The following is a 16,646-nucleotide window of genomic DNA, read 5'->3' as shown; positions in this document are numbered from 1 at the left end:
TGCGCACCAATGGCGACCGCCGAACTGGACCATCATATCTAGGTCACATCACAGGCGAGAAATCGGCGGCTCGAAAGTCTGACCGCCGGAGTCCCGGCACGCCAGAAATTACACACGCCGGCAACCCCTTTGAGGGTTGCCGGCGTGGTGGTGGCTCAGTCGAGGATGTCCGAATCAATGCGAAGTGGGTACAACGAGGAGTAGATAGAGGTGAGGCGCACTCCAGCACGTGGATTCGCTGCTTCCACTATCTGCCCGTTACCGACGTAGATGGCGATGTGACCACCGCCTGGTTTGGCAAGGAGGTCTCCTGGCTGGATCTCGTCCAAGGAAATGCGATGGCCACGCGCGATCTGCGACCCTGAGTAGTGAGGCAGATAGATTCCAGCCTGCTGGTATGCCTTCAACACCAGGCCGGAGCAATCGAAGCCGTTTGGACCTTCGCCTCCCCAGATGTAGGCCTTACCCACCTGCGCTTTGGCGTAGTTGACAATGGCGGCCCGGGCGCTACTGGGTGAAACTGAAGGGCTGGGCGCGGGCCTGGGCGTGGGTGTTGGTTTGGGTGCTGGGTTGGTGGTGGTGAGGTACGTGCTGGAGGCCCACAGGTTGTGGCCGTGGTAGTTGACCTGTGTCCAGATGCCAGTGGTGCGTCCGGTGGTGGTGAGGGCGGTGCCGCGAGACACGGTGGTGGCGACCGAGGCGCTCATTGATGCGCCGTTGCGCAGGTTGAGGTTGGCGGTCGTGTAGATGGTCGTGGTTTGGGCTGGTTTTGGTGTGGGCTTGGGTTTGGGTGCTGGGTTGGTGGTGGTGAGGTACGTTCTGGAGGCCCACAGGTTGTGGCCGTGGTAGTTGACCTGTGTCCAGATGCCAGTGGTGCGTCCGGTGGTGGTGAGGGCGGTGCCGCGAGACACGGTGGTGGCGACCGAGGCGCTCATTGATGCGCCGTTGCGCAGGTTGAGGTTGGCGGTCGTGTAGACGGTCGTGGTTTGGGCTGGTTTTGGTGCTGGCTTGGGAGTGGGCTTGACGGTGGTGGTGCTCAGGTAACGGGAAGCCACCCAGCGATGGACGCCGTTGTAGACGACCTCGCTGAATCCCTGGGAGGTCCGGCCGGTGAGGCCGACCTTCTCGCCGGGGGAGAGCATCCCCACCTTGGTGGTCTGCATGGAGTGCCCTGCTCGGACATTGACGTATGTCGTCGCCTGGGCGAACCCAACCGGAGAGCTGGATGCGGAGGGGTTTGAGGTCGAAGGGCGCCAGGCGACCGATGACAGGTAGTGATGGTCAACGTAAGCCGTGTGGCCGCGGTAAGCGACCGGGACCCACCCGTTTACGGGCGTGCCGGTTTGATTAAGCTGCTGGCCTCTCTCGAGCACACCCAGGATCTTTCCGTGGACGCCTGCCTGGGACCTGATGTTGACGGCGGTGCGAGCCGACACACGGGCCATGACTGCGGTCTTGGAGGCTTGTGCCTGGGGGGCGAAGAACTGACTGCCGCTGATGGCGAGACCAGCGGTGGCCAGAGTCGCGACTCCGGCCCGAAGTGGGCGCACTACACCCATGGAACTGACTCCTTTCGGCGTGTGGACCCGCCTCCATTCGAGGAGCTCCTGACTCTTCCCCGGATCCGTCCACCGACCCAACCAGGAACGCCTCTCGTGACAAGGACATTCAAGGCGGCCGAAACGGTTTCGTCCACTCGGTTGGAGGTATTTTCTGTCGACGTCAACGCGACACGCCGAGAAAGAGCTGAGAATCTCAAAGGTGTTATTTGGGATTTGAGGAAGGTGTCAAAGGTCTCATAATCCGCATTGACTAGGGATGATGCCGTTGGTACTGACAAGGATGCCGGAGGGTGGCGTCGGCAGGATGGCGAGTCTAAGGATTCTCTGCCAACTCTGAAGTAGTGGTTGACGCTTGTGAGTAGGCATCGTCAGGCCTCGTGGAAGGCATGTTGGACAGACCTTGGACAGCGGCAGGCTCCTCGGCCACCTCGCACCGACATGGGCGTGTCGCTACACTAGGGGAGCCCCCGTAGCTCAGTTGGTTAGAGCAGCGGACTTTTAATCCGCGGGTCCTGGGTTCGAGTCCCAGTGGGGGCACTGGCTCACAGCGAATCTGATGGTTGCCATGTGGTGGGCATCGTGTCGCGCCCATGGCGCCTGTCTGCACAGAGGTTCTCTTTGCCCCGCATCCTTCCTGCGCAAGCCCTCCACCGATAGTCTTGGCCTCATGAGAGATCCTGCAGACATCGAGTGCTGGCTGACCGACATGGACGGCGTGCTCGTCCACGAGAACCATGAGGTGCCTGGCGCCAGCGATCTCATCAATCGATGGGTCGACACCTCGAAGCGATTCCTGGTCCTGACCAACAATTCCATCTTCACTCCGCGGGACCTGGCTGCCCGGATGCAAGCTTCGGGTCTGACGGTGCCGGAGGACAACATCTGGACCTCTGCGCTCGCGACCGCGCATTTCCTGGCTGACCAGCATCCCGGTGCCCGCCTCTACGTCATTGGTGAGGCAGGGTTGACGACGGCTTTGCATGAGGCCGGGTTCATTCTCACCGACACCGACCCTGACTATGTCGTCCTCGGAGAGACCCGTACCTACTCCTTCGAGGCGATCACCAAGGCCGTCCGGTTCATCGTCGACGGTGCACGGTTCATCTGCACCAACCCGGATGCCACTGGACCGACCAAGGAAGGCCCACTGCCCGCCACCGGCGCGGTCGCGTCGATGATCGAGGCTGCCTCGAAGCACAAGCCGTACATCGTCGGAAAGCCGAACCCGATGATGTTCCGCTCTGCCCTGAACCGTATCGAGGCTCACTCCGAGACCACCGCCATGATCGGTGACCGTATGGATACCGACATGGTTGCCGGTATGGAGGCTGGTCTGCTGACGGTCTTGGTGCTCTCGGGCATCACCAGGCGTGAGGACGTTGACCACTACCCCTACCGCCCGAACATCATCCTCGACTCGGTGGCGGACCTTAACGAGCTCATCTGAGCTGGTCATCTGACACTGCGATGGCGGTGAACCGCAGGTTCGCTGCCGCGTCGTTCGTGCCGAACGTCCTCACACCTGCCAGGGGATGACGACGTCCTCCGGAGCTGCCGGGTGCCCGTGGCCCTCGAGGACGTATCCCCATGTCTCGATCTCCTCGGGGGCCAGGTCGATGGACATTCGAGCCGCGACGTCGCGCAGATGATCCTTGACGCGCTGCAACTCGTTCATCTCGTCGCGGGTCGACTCCTCCTTGAGCCAGGCCTGCTCCAACTCCCAACCACGTACGCGAGTGCGAACCGCATCCTTGATGAGCTCGTGGTCATCAGAGCTGGCCTTGACGTGCTTCTCGGCCGAGCACATCCAGCCGTAATCCCGGTTGATGCGTAGCAAACCAGGATCAACCGTCATGGAGTCGTGAACGGAGAATTCCGGGCCGATGACGACGGCACCGGCGTTGAGGGCATAAGCGACCTCGTCGCGTTCGGTCTCGTCGGTGAGAATCGACACCGATCTGGTCACCAGGTCAAGCATGTTGCGCGAGCCGTAATCAGACTCCCTGCTCGCTCCCTGTGGCGAACAAGTGATGACATATGGGTTCGTGACGCCAAGGTGACCGATGGCCATCTCAGCGGGCACGTTCTCCCGCAGACCGCCGTCGACGTAGTGTTCTCCGTCGAGGTCGACCGGACGGAACACCCCAGGAATCGAGCACGATGCGAGCACGCCACGGGAGACGTCGAAGGTCGAGGAACCGATGGGGTTGTTGTCCCGGTCGACGAGCTCTCCGGACTCGGTCATGTAGCGCAGTTCCCCGGACTCCAAGGCGACGGTGGCAATGCGGACCGACATCCCTGAGGTGGTCAGCAACTCTGATTTGAAGAAGTCCCGATCGAGAAGCTTGGCGAGGATGGGGCCGGCGCGGTAGGTCGACGCGGAGGTCTCGGCGCCCCGGACGATGGTGGAAATGTCGCCGCCGTCCAGGCTCAGCCGCGACAGGGTGGACAACAACTGCAGGATGACCCCCGGCGTCCAGGAGTCGGCAGGGATGGGGTCGTCACGGGTGGCGATCTCCAGAGTCCACGCCTGGCCGGTGAGCCGGTCGTCGTCGCGGCCCGCGACCGGCTCTGCCGGGTCGGGGACCCTCGTCTGCTCCCCGCCTCGGTGGAAGGGCAGGCTCATCCATGGGCGCGGGCCCTTGGCCTTGGCGGCCTCACGATTGAGCAGGGTCATCCATTCCGGGCCCTTCTCCAACAGCTTCGCGAACCACGCCCGCGGGGTGAACATGTCGGACTGGTCGGTCATCTCCAGCCACATCGCTTCCAAATGACGCAGTGCAGCCGCCTGCTTGGCAGGATCCGTCCATTGAGCCAGGGTGCAGGCCACGATCGATCCGGCCGAGGTCGCCACCATTGCGGTGGGGGCGATGCCGACGACGTCATAGAGATGTCGCAGTGCCCCCATCTGGAAGGAGGCCTTGGACCCGCCCCCAGCGAGGACGAGCCCCTGCTGGGGGGACCGGCTTCCGAGCCCGAAGGCGAGAGTGGGAATGCCGAGCCATGAGGGGAATTCCATGGTTCGATCCTATGGGCCGCAGCCAATATTCACGGCACGAACGGTCACCCTTAGGAGGCGGCTGCGATGGTCTCCTGAATGGCTGTGATCGTGGCGTTCAGATGCTCCTGTTCCCAGTCGTCCAGCGGTACCTCGAGGATTCTCTCGACACCCTTGACACCGATGACGCAGGGCACGCTCATGGAGACGTCGCCGTCGTGGCCGTACTGACCGTGCAGGGTGGTGCAGACCGGGTAGACGGCGTGCTCGTCGAGGAGGATGGACCGGGCGATTGTCAGTGCCGACTGACCGATGCCGGCGCTCGTCCAACCCTTGAGGTTGAATACGTCGGTTCCGGCGTCGTTGATGCGTTCGGTGAGCTCGTCACGGTCCATTGGGTCGGAGTCGAAGAGCTCCGCCAGGCCGTCGAAACCGACACCACCGACGTTGACCCCGGAGAACATCGGGAAGCCCGAAGGTCCGTGCTCGCCGATCATGTAACCGCGCACGTAGTCAGGATCGACCCCGAGGTGGTCGGCGACGACCCGACACATGCGGGCCGAGTCGAGGATCGTCCCGGTACCCAGCACGAGGCCCCGGGGATGGTCGAACTCGGTGCTGGCGATGTGGACCACGGCGTCCAGCGGGTTGGAGCAGATGATGATGGCCGCGTCGTGGTTGCGGCGGGTGATCTCCGCCATGGTGGCGCGGATGATCTTGCCGTTGGTGGCGGCCAGCTCGCGGCGCGCGGCGCTGGTGGCACCGCCCTTTCCGGCAGTGATGGAAGGGCCGGCGGTGATGATGATGACGTCCGCGTCGGCCAGGTCGTCGTAGCCGCCGGCATGGACGTCAACATTGGTGACATTCGGGAGCGCGGTGGCGTGGTGCTGGTCGAGAGCCTGCCCGGCAGCCATGTCCTCGTTGACGTCGATGACGCAGATCTCACCGAAGAGGCCGCTCATCATGGCGTCGGAGAGCACGGCGTCACCGACCCGGCCGACCCCGATGATCCCGAGCTTGTGTGGCTTGATGGGCATGGATACCTCCTGAAGTCGTCGCGAAGTGCAATACGCACCAAGGCTCCCATCATTCACCCGGGAGGTATCAATCTCGTGACGGCCTGGCTCGTTGCGGTGACCACAGTGGTCCCTGTGTGGTGCTCCACCGGCGTCAGGACGCAATGGCCACGGTGTCCTGAATGGCCTTGACAGTCGTCGCCAGATGTTCCTGCTCCCATTCGCTGAGGGGCACCTCGATGATCTGCTCGACGCCGTGGGCTCCGATGATGCACGGGGTGCTCATGGAGACGTCGCCGTCGTGGCCGTACTGGCCGTGCAGGGTGGTGCAGACCGGGTAAAGGGACCGCTCGTCACGTACGATGGCTTGCGCGATCGTCATCGCGGCCTGCCCGACTCCGGCATTCGTCCAGCCCTTGAGGTTGAATACGTCGGTTCCGGCATTGTTGGTGCGGGTGGCGATGTCGTCGGGATCCAGCGGAGTGACGCCGAAGACCTGCGGCAGGTCGTCGAAGCTCACGCCACCGACATTGACCCCGCTGACGAGCGGGAATCCCGAAGGTCCGTGCTCGCCGATCATGTAACCGCGCACGAATTCCGGGTTCACACCGACGTGGTCTGCGATGAGACGGCACATCCGCGCCGAGTCCAGGAGGGTGCCGGTGCCCATGACGAGCCCCTGCGGGTGGTCGAACTCGGTGCTGGCGATGTGAACGTTGGCGTCCAGCGGGTTGGAGCAGATGATGACCGCGACGTCGTGGTTGCGCTTGGTGATCTCGGTCATGATCTCGCGGATGATCCGGCCATTCGTGGCGGCCAGCTCGCGGCGATCGGCGCCGGTGGCAGGACCCTTGGACGGATCGATGGACGGTCCAGCTGCGATGACGATGACGTCGGCGTCCGTCAGGTCGTCGTGGTCGCCGGCAATCACCGTTGTGTTGGGCATGTTGGGGACTGCGGTGGCGTGGTGCTGGTCGAGAGCTTGGCCTTCAGGCAGTCCCTCTTTGATGTCGATGAGGACGATGCGACCGAACAGCCCACTTGCCATGGCGTCGAAGAGCACCGCTTCCCCGACGCGGCCGACGCCAATGATCCCCAACTTGTGTGGCTTGATGGACATTGCGAACCCCTTCGATCGTCCTCGTTATGTCCATCCATGATGCACCTCGAACGATTCATTGATGCGGTGTCTCGCCAATGCCCGTTCCTTGCGAAGAACACAGGAAGAACACAGGATGGGCTGGGAGAATGTCTGAGTGACGACAATTCCCGACATCTCCGAGGCACCGCCGCGGCATCGGCCGCCAGACGATCTCAGCCGCTTCGCATGGCTGTCGATCGCTGCGGCCGCTGTGACGATCCTGCTGAAGACCCTCGCCTGGCGTATCACCGGGTCGGTCGGGCTCCTCTCGGACGCTGCGGAATCCCTCGTCAACCTCGTTGCTGCGATCATCGCCCTGGTCGCCCTCAAGGTGTCGATCCGTCCGCCGGACAAGAACCATCCCTTCGGGCACTCTAAGGCTGAGTACTTCTCCGCCGGTGCCGAGGGGATGATGATCTTCATCGCGGCTGCGGTCATCATGTACACCGCCGTGCAGCGGTTCATCCATCCCCGGCCCATCGAGGACGTCGGTATCGGTCTGCTGGTCTCGGTGCTGGCCTCGGTCGTCAACGGGTTGGTCGCGTGGGTGCTGCTCAAGAATGGTCGGCAGCGTCGATCCATGACCCTCATCGCCGACGGAAAACACATGCTGACCGACGTGTGGACCTCGGTCGGGGTCCTGGTAGGAGTTGGTCTGGTCTGGCTGACCGGCTGGCAGCGGCTTGACCCGATCGTCGCCTTCGCAGTCGGCGTGAACATCCTCGTCACCGGGGCCAAGCTCGTCGGCCAGTCCGGTACGGCCTTGCTTGACGTCTCCCTGCCCAAGGAGGACAACGAGGCAATTCGGGACTTCCTGGACGCCCACTCCAACGACCACGTCAAGTTCCACGCGGTGCGTACCCGGGAGGCCGGCTACCGGCGTTTCCTCGAGTTCCACATGCTCGTGCCGGGATCCTGGACGGTCAAGCAGGGTCATGACGCCATGGAGGACCTCATTGACGAAATCCTCGATGAGTGGCCTGAGATGCGGGTCAGCGGCCATCTGGAACCGATCGAGGACCCCCGCTCCTATGAGGATATGGACGTCTGATTCCATGGGGCCGGTCATGACTAGGGTCGGTCATGGTGGTTCACCGGAGAAGCGTCTGGTAGACGTGGAACGACGGACGAATGAGAGGAGTCCGAGATGGCTGAGGTCAACGGCGAGGTCGTGACGGTGCCTGATTGGGACGAGTACTTCCTGGGCATAGCTGAGGCCGTCGCGGCCCGGGCCAAGTGCATCCGTCGTCGTGTTGGCGCCCTTCTCGTCCACGAACACCGCATCATCGCCACGGGCTACAACGGTGCCGCTCCCGGTCGTCCGGACTGTCTGGAGGGAGCCTGCCCGCGCGGCCGGCTGGGGTACGGGGAGGTGCCCGCCTTCTCCGACTACGACGTTCCCGGTTCCCCGGGGTTCTGCATCGCCATCCATGCCGAGGTCAATGCACTGCTCTTCGCCACCCGCGACACCGCCGGGGCGACGGCCTATGTCACCGACAAGCCATGCCCGGGATGTCGAAAGGCGCTCGCGGCTGCGGGCGTGGTGAGGGCGGTGTGGCCGGACGGTGAGCTCGACCAGGACGGGCTCGTCAACTGGGAGCTGTGACGGCGTCGTGGCCGCGCTGGCCCCCCGCCAGGGCGTTGTGCTCTCCAGAATCGAAAAGCTCTCAAGAAATGCGAGACGGTGGTGCCCGGATGAACCGGACACCACCGTTGCCCTGAGAACGGACTCAGTCGTTGGAGATCTGGGAGATCTTCGGCTCCAAGGCCTTCTCCGCCTCGGCGGCGACGACCTCCAACTCGGCCCCCGTCGACGCCATGACGGCCGCGACGACAGCCCCCTCGACCAGCGGGGCGGTGGAGATCTTCACCTTGCTGGCGATCTCGGGATCGAGGAATTCCAGGGCCATCTCGGCCGACAAAATCGCCGATCCCAGATCCACCAGTACGAGGATCCCGTCGCAACTACCAATCTTCTCGATGGCGGCGCTCACAGCAGCCGCGTCGGTGCCCAAGGTGGTGTCGTCGAGACCGGCGGCAACCTCGATGGGCGGAGTATCCGGACCGGGCAGCATCTGGGATGCAAGATCGGCCGCAGCACGTCCCAGCGGTCGGCTGTGGGAGACGATGACGATTCCAACGCCCTGGTTCGATTCACTCATGATTCAGCTCCTGACAGGCAGCGTGCGGCGGACCCCACGAGCATGGCCATTGAGGTGGCTCCTGGGTCCTGGTGTCCCCTACTTCGTTCTCCAAGATAGGAGGCCCTGCCTCGACGAGCCACCATCTCGATGGTCGCATCGCGGCCCTCATTGGCGGCTTCCGCCGCCTTGGCAAGGGCCTCGGCGGCAGAACCACCGTCGGCGGCGACCTTCTTGACGGCATCAACGGCGGGGGACAGCGCATCAACCAAGGTCTTGTCGCCGACCTCAGCCTTACCGCGAGCCACGATGCCGGCCAGGCCGGCATCGAGGGCATCGGCAAGCAGCTGAGCAGTGGGCTCGCCGTCAGTCTTGATGACCGTCGACAGACGCAGGAAGAAGGTGCCGTACAGCGGGCCGGAAGCACCACCAACGGTGCTCACCAGCGTCATCCCCGCCTTCTTGAGCAACTCGGCGGCAGAGGCGAAGGAATTCGGGTCAAGGGCGGCAACTGCGGTCATTCCGCGGGCCATGTTCGAACCGTGGTCGGCGTCACCGATCTGGCGATCCAGGTCAGTGAGCTCATTCGCGTGCTCCGAGATGACCTCCGAGTAGTCCTTGAGCCACTCGGAAACGGTCGCGGCAGAAATTTCAGGCATCAGCATCCCCATCGAAGTCCAGGAGTCTCCACCGGGGCATCCCACAGCGTCAGGAGATCGTCGTCAGCGGAGAGCAAGGTCAAGGAACATCCTGCCATCTCCAGGCTCGTGATGTGGTTGCCGACCAAGGTGCGGGCAACCTTGACACCCTTGCCCTCCAGGATCTTGGCGATCTCTCCCCACACCAAGTACTGCTCGATGAGCGGGGTTCCACCCATGCCGTTGAGCATGGCGATGACGGGAGCTCCGGTGAAGTCACGGTCTGCCAGGATGGGCTCGACGATCTGGGCAGCGACCTCGGTGGCCGTCCCCAGCTTGACGGTCTCGCGACCGGGCTCGCCATGGATACCGACGCCGGACTCCATCTCGTCGTCACCGAGGTCGAAGGTGGGCTTGCCGGCTGCCGGCACGGTGCAGGAGGTGAGGGCGACGCCGAAGGAGCGGCCACCGTCATTGATGTGCTTGGCGAGCTCGAGCAGAGCGTCGAGATCGCGTTTCTCCTCGGCAGCGGCACCGAGAATCTTCTCGGCCAGGACCGTTAGGCCCACGCCACGACGACCGGCGGTGTACAGGGAGTCCTGCACGGCGACGTCGTCGGCGATGACGACGGACTCGACGCGGGTGCCGACCTCCATCGAGGCCAGCTCGGCAGCCATGTCGAAGTTCATGACGTCACCGGTGTAGTTCTTGACGATGTGGAGCACCCCGGCACCACCGTCAACGGCCTTGGTGGCCTCGGTGATCTGGTCGGGAACGGGGGAGGTGAACACCTCGCCGCAGCAGGCGGCGTCGAGCATTCCGCGACCGACGTAGCCGGAGTGCAGCGGTTCGTGGCCGGATCCGCCACCGGAGACCAGGCCAACCTTCCCGCTGACCGGGCCGTCGGCGCGTAGCACGATGCGGTGTTCGAGATCGACCTTCAGGGAATCGGGGTGGGCGGCTGCCACGCCGCGCAGGGAATCAACGACGACGTCCTCAACAGCGTTGATGAGTTTCTTCATGAGACCAGTGAACCATCTTGGCCCTGAATTTCCAGAGGGGGCTCTAGGGAAAGGTGGACTGTGTTCACCTGTGGTCGCACCACTGAACGGCTCACTTCGTCTGCTGGACGTAGTCGATCGTCACCGTGCCACGTACCTGACGCAGCCAGGGGGCCCTCTTGGAGGGATCGAAGACCACCCGGATCTTGTCGTTGTGCATGATGACGGCGGTGATGACGACGAACGTGATGCCCAGGCTGATGGCTCCCCATGCGACGGTGGAGCGCGGGCCGATGGCGTTGCCGATCCATCCGACGATGGGGGAGACGAACGGGGTGCCGCCCATCACCAGGGTGGCCCACAGGCTCATGACACGTCCGCGCATCTGCGGGGTGACCGAGGTCTGCACCATGGCGTTGGCGGTGATGAGGGTCGAGATGGCTCCCCAGCCGACGAAGATCTTGAGCACGGCGAAGATGCCGTAACTCGGGGCCAGGGCGGACAGACCCATGCTGACGCTGTAGACGAGCAGGGCCAGCTCGACCCAGCGCAGCCGCGGCTTGCGTCGAGCCGCTCCCAGTGCGGCGGCCATCGAGCCGATACCCATGAGGGAACCGAGCAGACCGTACTCACCAGATCCCTTGCCGAAGGCCTGAGTCGCCATGACCGCATCGGAGATGTTGAAGTTGAAACCGAAGGTTCCCATCATGAACCCGATCGCCAGCAGGATGACGAGGTCGGGGCGTCGCTTGACGTACCGGACGCCGTCTCGCACTCGTGCCTTCTCGGACGATGGTGGGGACGTGTGAAGACGGTCAGCGTTGATGAGCAACAGGGTTGTGATGAACCCGATGAAGCAGAGGACGTTGATGGCCATCACCCAGCCGACTCCCACGGTGGCGATGAGCAGACCGCCGAGGCCAGGTCCGAACAGGCGGGCTCCGTTGAAGGAGGCCGAGTTAAGGCTCACGGCGTTGGGCAGGTTCTTCAGCGGGACGAGCTCGGAGACAAAGGCCTGGGTGGCAGGGCTGTAGAACGCGCCGGCGATGCCGTCCATGGCCGAGATGACGAAGACCATCCACAGCTGCACCGCCCCGGTGAGCACGAGGGTGGACAGGATCGCGGCGTCGATGGCCATGACGATCTGGGCGGTCACCATGATGCGGCGCTTGGACATCCGGTCAGCCAGGGCCCCGGCCCAGGGGGTGATGAGGAGGATGGGGGCGAAGTTCACCGCCATCACCCAGCCCAGCATGGCCGCGTTGCCGTGGGTGAGGATGATGAGCACCAGCCATGACTGGGCGGTACGGGCCATCCACTGTCCCATGTTCGTCATGAGGGTGCCCGAGAAGTAGATCCGATAGTTCGGAACCGTCAGGCTGGCGAACATGGTTCTCACGGGGACTCCTGCCAAACTCGATGGGATTGTGGGGTAAGAGAGATTATGTACCGCTTCCGTAGCTTCTGCTGATGCGGGGCTGAATGTGCAGCGGCGATATGGTCGCCCATGGTGCATGTCCCGGGAAGATCTGCGGGTCAGCACCGTCATGACGTGAATTTCACGTCTTCACCGTCTATCCCAGGAGTTTGTCTATGGCCACAACAGCCGAATGGCTCGAGGGGGCTCGTCCGCGCACCCTTCCCACTGCGATCGCACCGGTGCTCGCTGGAACCGCGATTGCCATCGCCGACGGCGGTGCGCGCTGGGGGCTGGCGACGCTGTGCCTGGTGGTGGCCCTGGGGCTGGTCATCGGGGTGAACTTCGCCAATGACTATTCCGACGGCATTCGCGGCTCCGACGGTGAGGATCGTGTCGGTCCGCTGCGGCTGGTCGGTTCCGGGGTGGCCGAGCCCTCCCACGTCAAGGCAGCAGCCTTCCGGTGTTTCGGTGTCTCGGCGGTGGCCGGTCTGGTCATCACCATCAGCACCGGACACTGGTGGTTTCTCATCCTGGGCTTGGCGTGCATCCTTGCGGCCTGGTTCTACACCGGAGGATCTCACCCCTACGGATATGCCGGGCTGGGGGAGGTCTTCGTCTTCGTCTTCTTCGGATTGGTGGCCGTCGGCGGCACGGTGTACGTCCAGACCGATCACGTTGGTGCCGCGGGGTGGGTGACGGCCAGCCTCATTGGTTTCCTGGCGTGCGCGGTACTGGTGGCCAACAATCTGCGCGACATCGACGGTGACCGGACTAGTGGCAAGCACACCCTGGCCACCAAACTGGGGCACCAGGGGACCCGCGTCTGCTACCTCGCTTTGGTGTTCCTGGCCGGCGTCGGCGTCATCGTCGTCGCGGCCCTGACGACCTGGTGGGTCCTGCTGGGCCTGCTCATGATCGTCTTGCTCGTCTCCCCGGTGAAGGCCATGGTCACCAAGGCCACCGGAATGGCCCTGGTGCCGGTCCTCAAGAACACCGGGCTGGCCGAGTTGGTGTGCTCGATCGGACTGTTCGTCGGGGCGCTTATCTGACTTACAGTTTGATGCCGAATCGCTCCAGCCTCTTGCGGTCGGCCTTCGAGCTGGATGCCTGTAGGGCCAACAACTCGGCGTAGATACCTCCGGAGGCGGCCAGCTCGGCCGGGGTGCCGATCTCGTCGACGCGACCGGCGTCCAGGGTGACGATCCGGTCGACGCTGGAGATCGTCGAGAGGCGGTGGGCGATGATGAGGCTGGTGCGGTCGGCCATGAGGGATTCCAGACCGGCCTGCACCCACCGCTCGGACTTGGTGTCCAGGGCTGAGGTGGCCTCGTCGAGAACGAGGATCGGGGCGTCCTTGAGCAGGGCCCTGGCAATCGAGATGCGCTGCTTCTGGCCACCGGAGAGCTTGATACCGCGCTCCCCGACGAGGGTGTCGTACTGCTGGGAGAACCGCTTGATGAAGCGGTCGGCGTAGGCGCGGTGAGCAGCGTCGCGGATCTGCGCGTCGGTGGCCTCGGTGCCGTAGGCGATGTTCTCCCGGATCGATCCGGAGAACAGTGCCGGATCCTGGAAGACCACTCCGATACGGCGTCGCAAGGCATCCGGGGTCACCTGGGAGATGTCGTTGCCGGCCACCATGATGGTGCCCTCGGTGACCGGGTAGAGGCCGAGCAGCAGGTTCACCAGGGTGGATTTCCCGCCCCCGGATTCGCCCACAAGTGCCACCTTCTCGCCGAGACTGACGTCGAAGGTGACATGGTCGATGACCCGATTGGTGCCGTCGTAGCTGAAGACGGTGTCGTTGAAGGAGATCATCGGGACGCCCGGCTCGGGCTCGCGGATGGTCGTCGTGGCGGTCTGCGGTACGTGGGCCGGTCGGGTCTCCATGACGGAGAAGTAGTCCTTGGACCCGGCCACGGCGCGCTGGGCGACGTCGATGATGTAGCTCATCATCTGCACCGGCTGGCGAGCCATCGTCATGAGCTGGATGAGCAGGATCATGTCCCCGACGCCGAAGTATCCCTTGGCTGTTCGGACGAAGATGATGGCGTAGATACCGAAGAAGATGACGTTGAGGACCACCCTCCGCACGGTGTCCATGAGGTGCCAGTGGTTGGACTGCTGGCGGGTGGCGTCGACGGTGGCGTCGTAGTGGTTGTTGAATTGTTTCTGCTCGCTGGCCTCGGTGACGTAGGACTTGACGACGCGAATCTGGGAGACGACCTCTTGGAACCGCCCGCCGGCGGTGTCGATGTGGTGGTTGATGACGTCCTGGTGGGTCTGCCAGTTGCGTGACGTCAGGGCCGTCAACCAGACGTATATCGGGAAGACGATCGCCAACAGCACGGCCAACGGCCAGTAGTAGACCGCTGAGATGACGAGGACGGCGCCCGTCGTCAGCAGCAGGGTGAAGAAGTTGTTCGAGAAGGCCTTGGCGAAGTCGGTGACATTGGTGATCGATCGGGTGAGCTTGGAGGTGATCGATCCGGTGAGCTCCTCGTCGAACCAGGACTGCGGCAGCTCCAGCAGCTTGCTGAAGTACCGGGTCGACAGGATCTGGCGCATCTTGGCGCTCATGATGTCGCCCAGCCAGCCGTTGACGTTGGTGAGCAGGGAGTTGACGACGTCGAGGACGAGGATGACCACCGCGAGAAGCATGATGTCGCGGATGTGGTGGTCGTTGCCACGCACGCCTGCCACGGCGAGGTCGGTGGCCCGGGCGATGATGAAGGGTACGGCCAGCTGAGTGATTGCGACGATGATAGCCGAGATGACGACCCCGAGGTAGAACTTCCACAGCTGCGAGGTGAATCGAAGGATTCGTGTCAAGGAACGCATGGGTCTCCAGATGAGCGGATAGGGATCGTCAGGGACGTGTCAACAAAACCGTATACCTTTGCCATGCCAGGATCATCTTTGCCTGGCCTCATGCCGATAGCGACACCCGTCACGGCGAAACGTCGTGACCAGGCGGCCCAGGATTACCCGGAGGGCCTTCGGCAAGCCAACGGCGAACAGCGAGGGTGGCCTTCACGTCGTCCTCGTTGTATTCCATGACTCGGGTTCTGGAGGACTCGCGGACCTGCGGATCGGGGTCATGGACGGCGAGGTCCCACCAGGTCTGGGAGTTGAGGCCGCCCGGGTCCGGGTCACGCCAGGAAAACCCGGCGCCGGCGTTGGCAACGACCTTCAGACCAATCCCGTTGACCCCGAAGAAGTGCGCCTTGATGGTGGTGAAGAGGTCGACGAAACAGCCGGAGTCCAGCAGCCGACGTACCGCTTGACGAGTCTCCACGTTCTGGCAGACGTGGCCGAAATGACGCAGATGGACGATCTCGTAGTCGGAGTAGTGGACCACGATCGTCTCCGGGTGGGCCGAGACGATCTCGTCGAGCCAGGCGATGGCGCGGGCAGCCAGTGCGTTCTCGTCGTCGTCACCCATGTCAGCGAACTCGCTGAAGGCGACGTAATAGGGCACGTCGCCGGTCGTCGAGTCGAGCAGGCGTTCAGGATCACTGACCTCGAAACCCCACAGATAGACCCGACCATCCGGAGAGGTCTCGATGTCGAAATCGAGTTCCAGTCGGGACGAGGCTACCTCGATGGGTCCCTCATCGTTGCGCTCCAGCAGGACTCCCTGACGGATGAGGCGCGCGCGACGGGCGGCCGCCCGGAGCCGTTGTTCGGGTCGGGGACGGTGTTGAACCTCAGGCAGGTAGACCGGCAGCAGCTCGTCCAGGTCGGCGTCGGCCAGGTCGTCGACGGTGGAAACCCCGAGACGACGCAGGGTCGAGATCTCCCGGACGTCCAGGGGAGCCTTGGAGATGTGCAGGGAGAGATCGGCATCGTCGAGACGTGGCTCACAGATGGCCCACCACTGACAGGACTCGCACTCACGCACGACGATCGGGGCGACCATCGGCTCGCCGCCGGCGATGACGTGCTCGGCCACCGACACTCGGAAGGTGTGCTCGTGGTCGTATCGGTCCAGCACGCTGCGGCGACGCCATCCTGAGGCGGCCGAGCGCGAGAAGGTGCGAATGAATTTGTGGTCGAGATCGAGCCAGGAGACGGCCAAGTTGTCGTCGAGGATCCCAACCTCGTCGTGGCCGACCAGCCCCACGAGACGTCGATGGCTGGGGCACTCGTCAGGGGTGGCGACCAGACCCAGGTCCTCGAGGAGCCTCCAGTGATGGGCGGCCTGGATGAGGGCGCGTTCCCGGCCCGCGCGGAAGGTCTGGTCCAGTGACATCCGCGCGTGGCGAGGATCCGGATCATTCAGGGGGGACACCCAGGTGAATTCCGCCAGGGTGTGGTGGCTCTCCAGCACCAGGTGGTCCTTGACGATGACCGGCAAGTATCCAGGCCCGCCGTCGGCACGCTTGCCGGCCAGCACCAAGGTGTCGGGGGAGCCGGTGCGGTGTTCCTGCGGGGACGACGGCAACTCAGGGCAGACGATGACGGGTGCGCCGGCGTCCATAGCCCTGCGAGTGGCGACCCGGCGACCGGCCACGCTCAAGGTGACCGAGCGCAGATCGACGGCGTCCGTGACGGCTGCCAGGGCGTCACAGATGACCGTCAGGTGGGCCTCCGCCCCTGCGAAGAGCTCGTCGTCACGCGGATCGCCGACCGGTTCTGACAGGGTGGGGTCATAGGCGTTCTGGGTCTTGACCGGGCAGCTGCGAGCTGCCCAGGCGTCGAGGAGGATCGGGGAGGAGGGACCTTTCAC

At 63.8% G+C, this 16,646-nt stretch carries 14 protein-coding genes and 1 tRNA gene; 5 read left to right on the top strand and 10 right to left on the bottom strand.

The window, feature by feature from the left end; all coding sequences use genetic code 11:
* Positions 1-155: 155 nt before the first annotated feature.
* Complete coding sequence (locus ACP8LP_RS09945; protein ID WP_484483130.1) at positions 156-1,559, bottom strand: C40 family peptidase; 1,404 nt, start codon at positions 1,557-1,559, stop codon at positions 156-158.
* 466 nt (positions 1,560-2,025) lie between these two features.
* On the opposite strand from ACP8LP_RS09945, the gene ACP8LP_RS09940 reads away from it, so the two are divergent.
* Together ACP8LP_RS09940 and ACP8LP_RS09935 are read left to right on the top strand one after the other, a co-directional pair.
* Positions 2,026-2,099 (top strand) — tRNA-Lys (locus ACP8LP_RS09940).
* A 130-nt stretch (positions 2,100-2,229) separates the two neighbouring features.
* Positions 2,230-3,009 (top strand): HAD-IIA family hydrolase, encoded by a 780-nt coding sequence (locus ACP8LP_RS09935; protein ID WP_004809151.1) that lies wholly within the window; start codon positions 2,230-2,232, stop codon positions 3,007-3,009.
* A 69-nt stretch (positions 3,010-3,078) separates the two neighbouring features.
* Here the strand turns inward: ACP8LP_RS09935 and ACP8LP_RS09930 are convergent, their stop codons facing one another.
* The 3 genes from ACP8LP_RS09930 to ACP8LP_RS09920 all read right to left on the bottom strand — a co-directional run bounded on the left by ACP8LP_RS09930 (position 3,079) and on the right by ACP8LP_RS09920 (position 6,696).
* Positions 3,079-4,581, bottom strand: coding sequence for a patatin-like phospholipase family protein (locus ACP8LP_RS09930; RefSeq protein ID WP_016666164.1), 1,503 nt, complete (start codon positions 4,579-4,581; stop codon positions 3,079-3,081).
* Positions 4,582-4,631: 50 nt separating this feature from the next.
* Positions 4,632-5,597 (bottom strand): L-lactate dehydrogenase, encoded by a 966-nt coding sequence (locus ACP8LP_RS09925; RefSeq protein WP_004809149.1) that lies wholly within the window; start codon positions 5,595-5,597, stop codon positions 4,632-4,634.
* Positions 5,598-5,730: 133 nt separating this feature from the next.
* Entirely contained in the window at positions 5,731-6,696 is a 966-nt protein-coding gene (locus tag ACP8LP_RS09920) for a lactate/malate family dehydrogenase (protein WP_016666163.1), read from the bottom strand.
* Positions 6,697-6,832: 136 nt separating this feature from the next.
* Here ACP8LP_RS09920 and ACP8LP_RS09915 point away from each other — a divergent pair, with 136 nt between their 5' ends.
* Both ACP8LP_RS09915 and ACP8LP_RS09910 read left to right on the top strand, forming a co-directional pair.
* Positions 6,833-7,768, top strand: a complete 936-nt coding sequence (locus tag ACP8LP_RS09915; protein ID WP_021107903.1) for a cation diffusion facilitator family transporter — start codon at positions 6,833-6,835, stop codon at positions 7,766-7,768.
* 96 nt (positions 7,769-7,864) lie between these two features.
* Positions 7,865-8,323, top strand: coding sequence for a deoxycytidylate deaminase (locus ACP8LP_RS09910; protein ID WP_063279320.1), 459 nt, complete (start codon positions 7,865-7,867; stop codon positions 8,321-8,323).
* 124 nt (positions 8,324-8,447) lie between these two features.
* Here the strand turns inward: ACP8LP_RS09910 and dhaM are convergent, their stop codons facing one another.
* From dhaM to ACP8LP_RS09890, 4 genes are all read right to left on the bottom strand, one after another.
* The gene (dhaM, locus tag ACP8LP_RS09905) at positions 8,448-8,879 is read right to left on the bottom strand and encodes a dihydroxyacetone kinase phosphoryl donor subunit DhaM (protein ID WP_004809145.1); all 432 of its coding nucleotides are present in this window, start codon (positions 8,877-8,879) and stop codon (positions 8,448-8,450) included.
* Complete coding sequence (gene dhaL / locus ACP8LP_RS09900) at positions 8,876-9,529, bottom strand: dihydroxyacetone kinase subunit DhaL (protein ID WP_004809144.1); 654 nt, start codon at positions 9,527-9,529, stop codon at positions 8,876-8,878. The genes dhaM and dhaL overlap by 4 nt, the downstream gene beginning before the upstream one ends.
* Entirely contained in the window at positions 9,517-10,518 is a 1,002-nt protein-coding gene (gene dhaK, locus ACP8LP_RS09895; protein ID WP_016666161.1) for a dihydroxyacetone kinase subunit DhaK, read from the bottom strand. Before dhaK ends, dhaL begins: the two co-directional genes overlap by 13 nt.
* A 91-nt stretch (positions 10,519-10,609) precedes the next feature.
* Positions 10,610-11,887, bottom strand: a complete 1,278-nt coding sequence (locus tag ACP8LP_RS09890) for an MFS transporter (RefSeq protein WP_036976256.1) — start codon at positions 11,885-11,887, stop codon at positions 10,610-10,612.
* 203 nt (positions 11,888-12,090) lie between these two features.
* Between ACP8LP_RS09890 and ACP8LP_RS09885 the strand changes: the two genes are divergently transcribed.
* Positions 12,091-12,966 carry a 1,4-dihydroxy-2-naphthoate polyprenyltransferase gene (locus ACP8LP_RS09885; RefSeq protein WP_021107900.1) on the top strand — a complete coding sequence of 292 codons (876 nt, stop codon included), beginning with the start codon at positions 12,091-12,093 and terminating at the stop codon, positions 12,964-12,966.
* 1 nt (position 12,967) lies between these two features.
* Here the strand turns inward: ACP8LP_RS09885 and ACP8LP_RS09880 are convergent, their stop codons facing one another.
* Together ACP8LP_RS09880 and ACP8LP_RS09875 are read right to left on the bottom strand one after the other, a co-directional pair.
* On the bottom strand, positions 12,968-14,755 hold the full coding sequence (locus ACP8LP_RS09880; protein ID WP_484483129.1) for an ABC transporter ATP-binding protein: 1,788 nt from the start codon (positions 14,753-14,755) through the stop codon (positions 12,968-12,970).
* A 109-nt stretch (positions 14,756-14,864) separates the two neighbouring features.
* Positions 14,865-16,646, bottom strand: a complete 1,782-nt coding sequence (locus tag ACP8LP_RS09875) for a TM0106 family RecB-like putative nuclease (protein ID WP_484483128.1) — start codon at positions 16,644-16,646, stop codon at positions 14,865-14,867.

This window comes from Cutibacterium sp. LaCa_89, from assembly GCF_058177555.1.
This window is presented reverse-complemented; position numbering and strand designations above follow the sequence as displayed.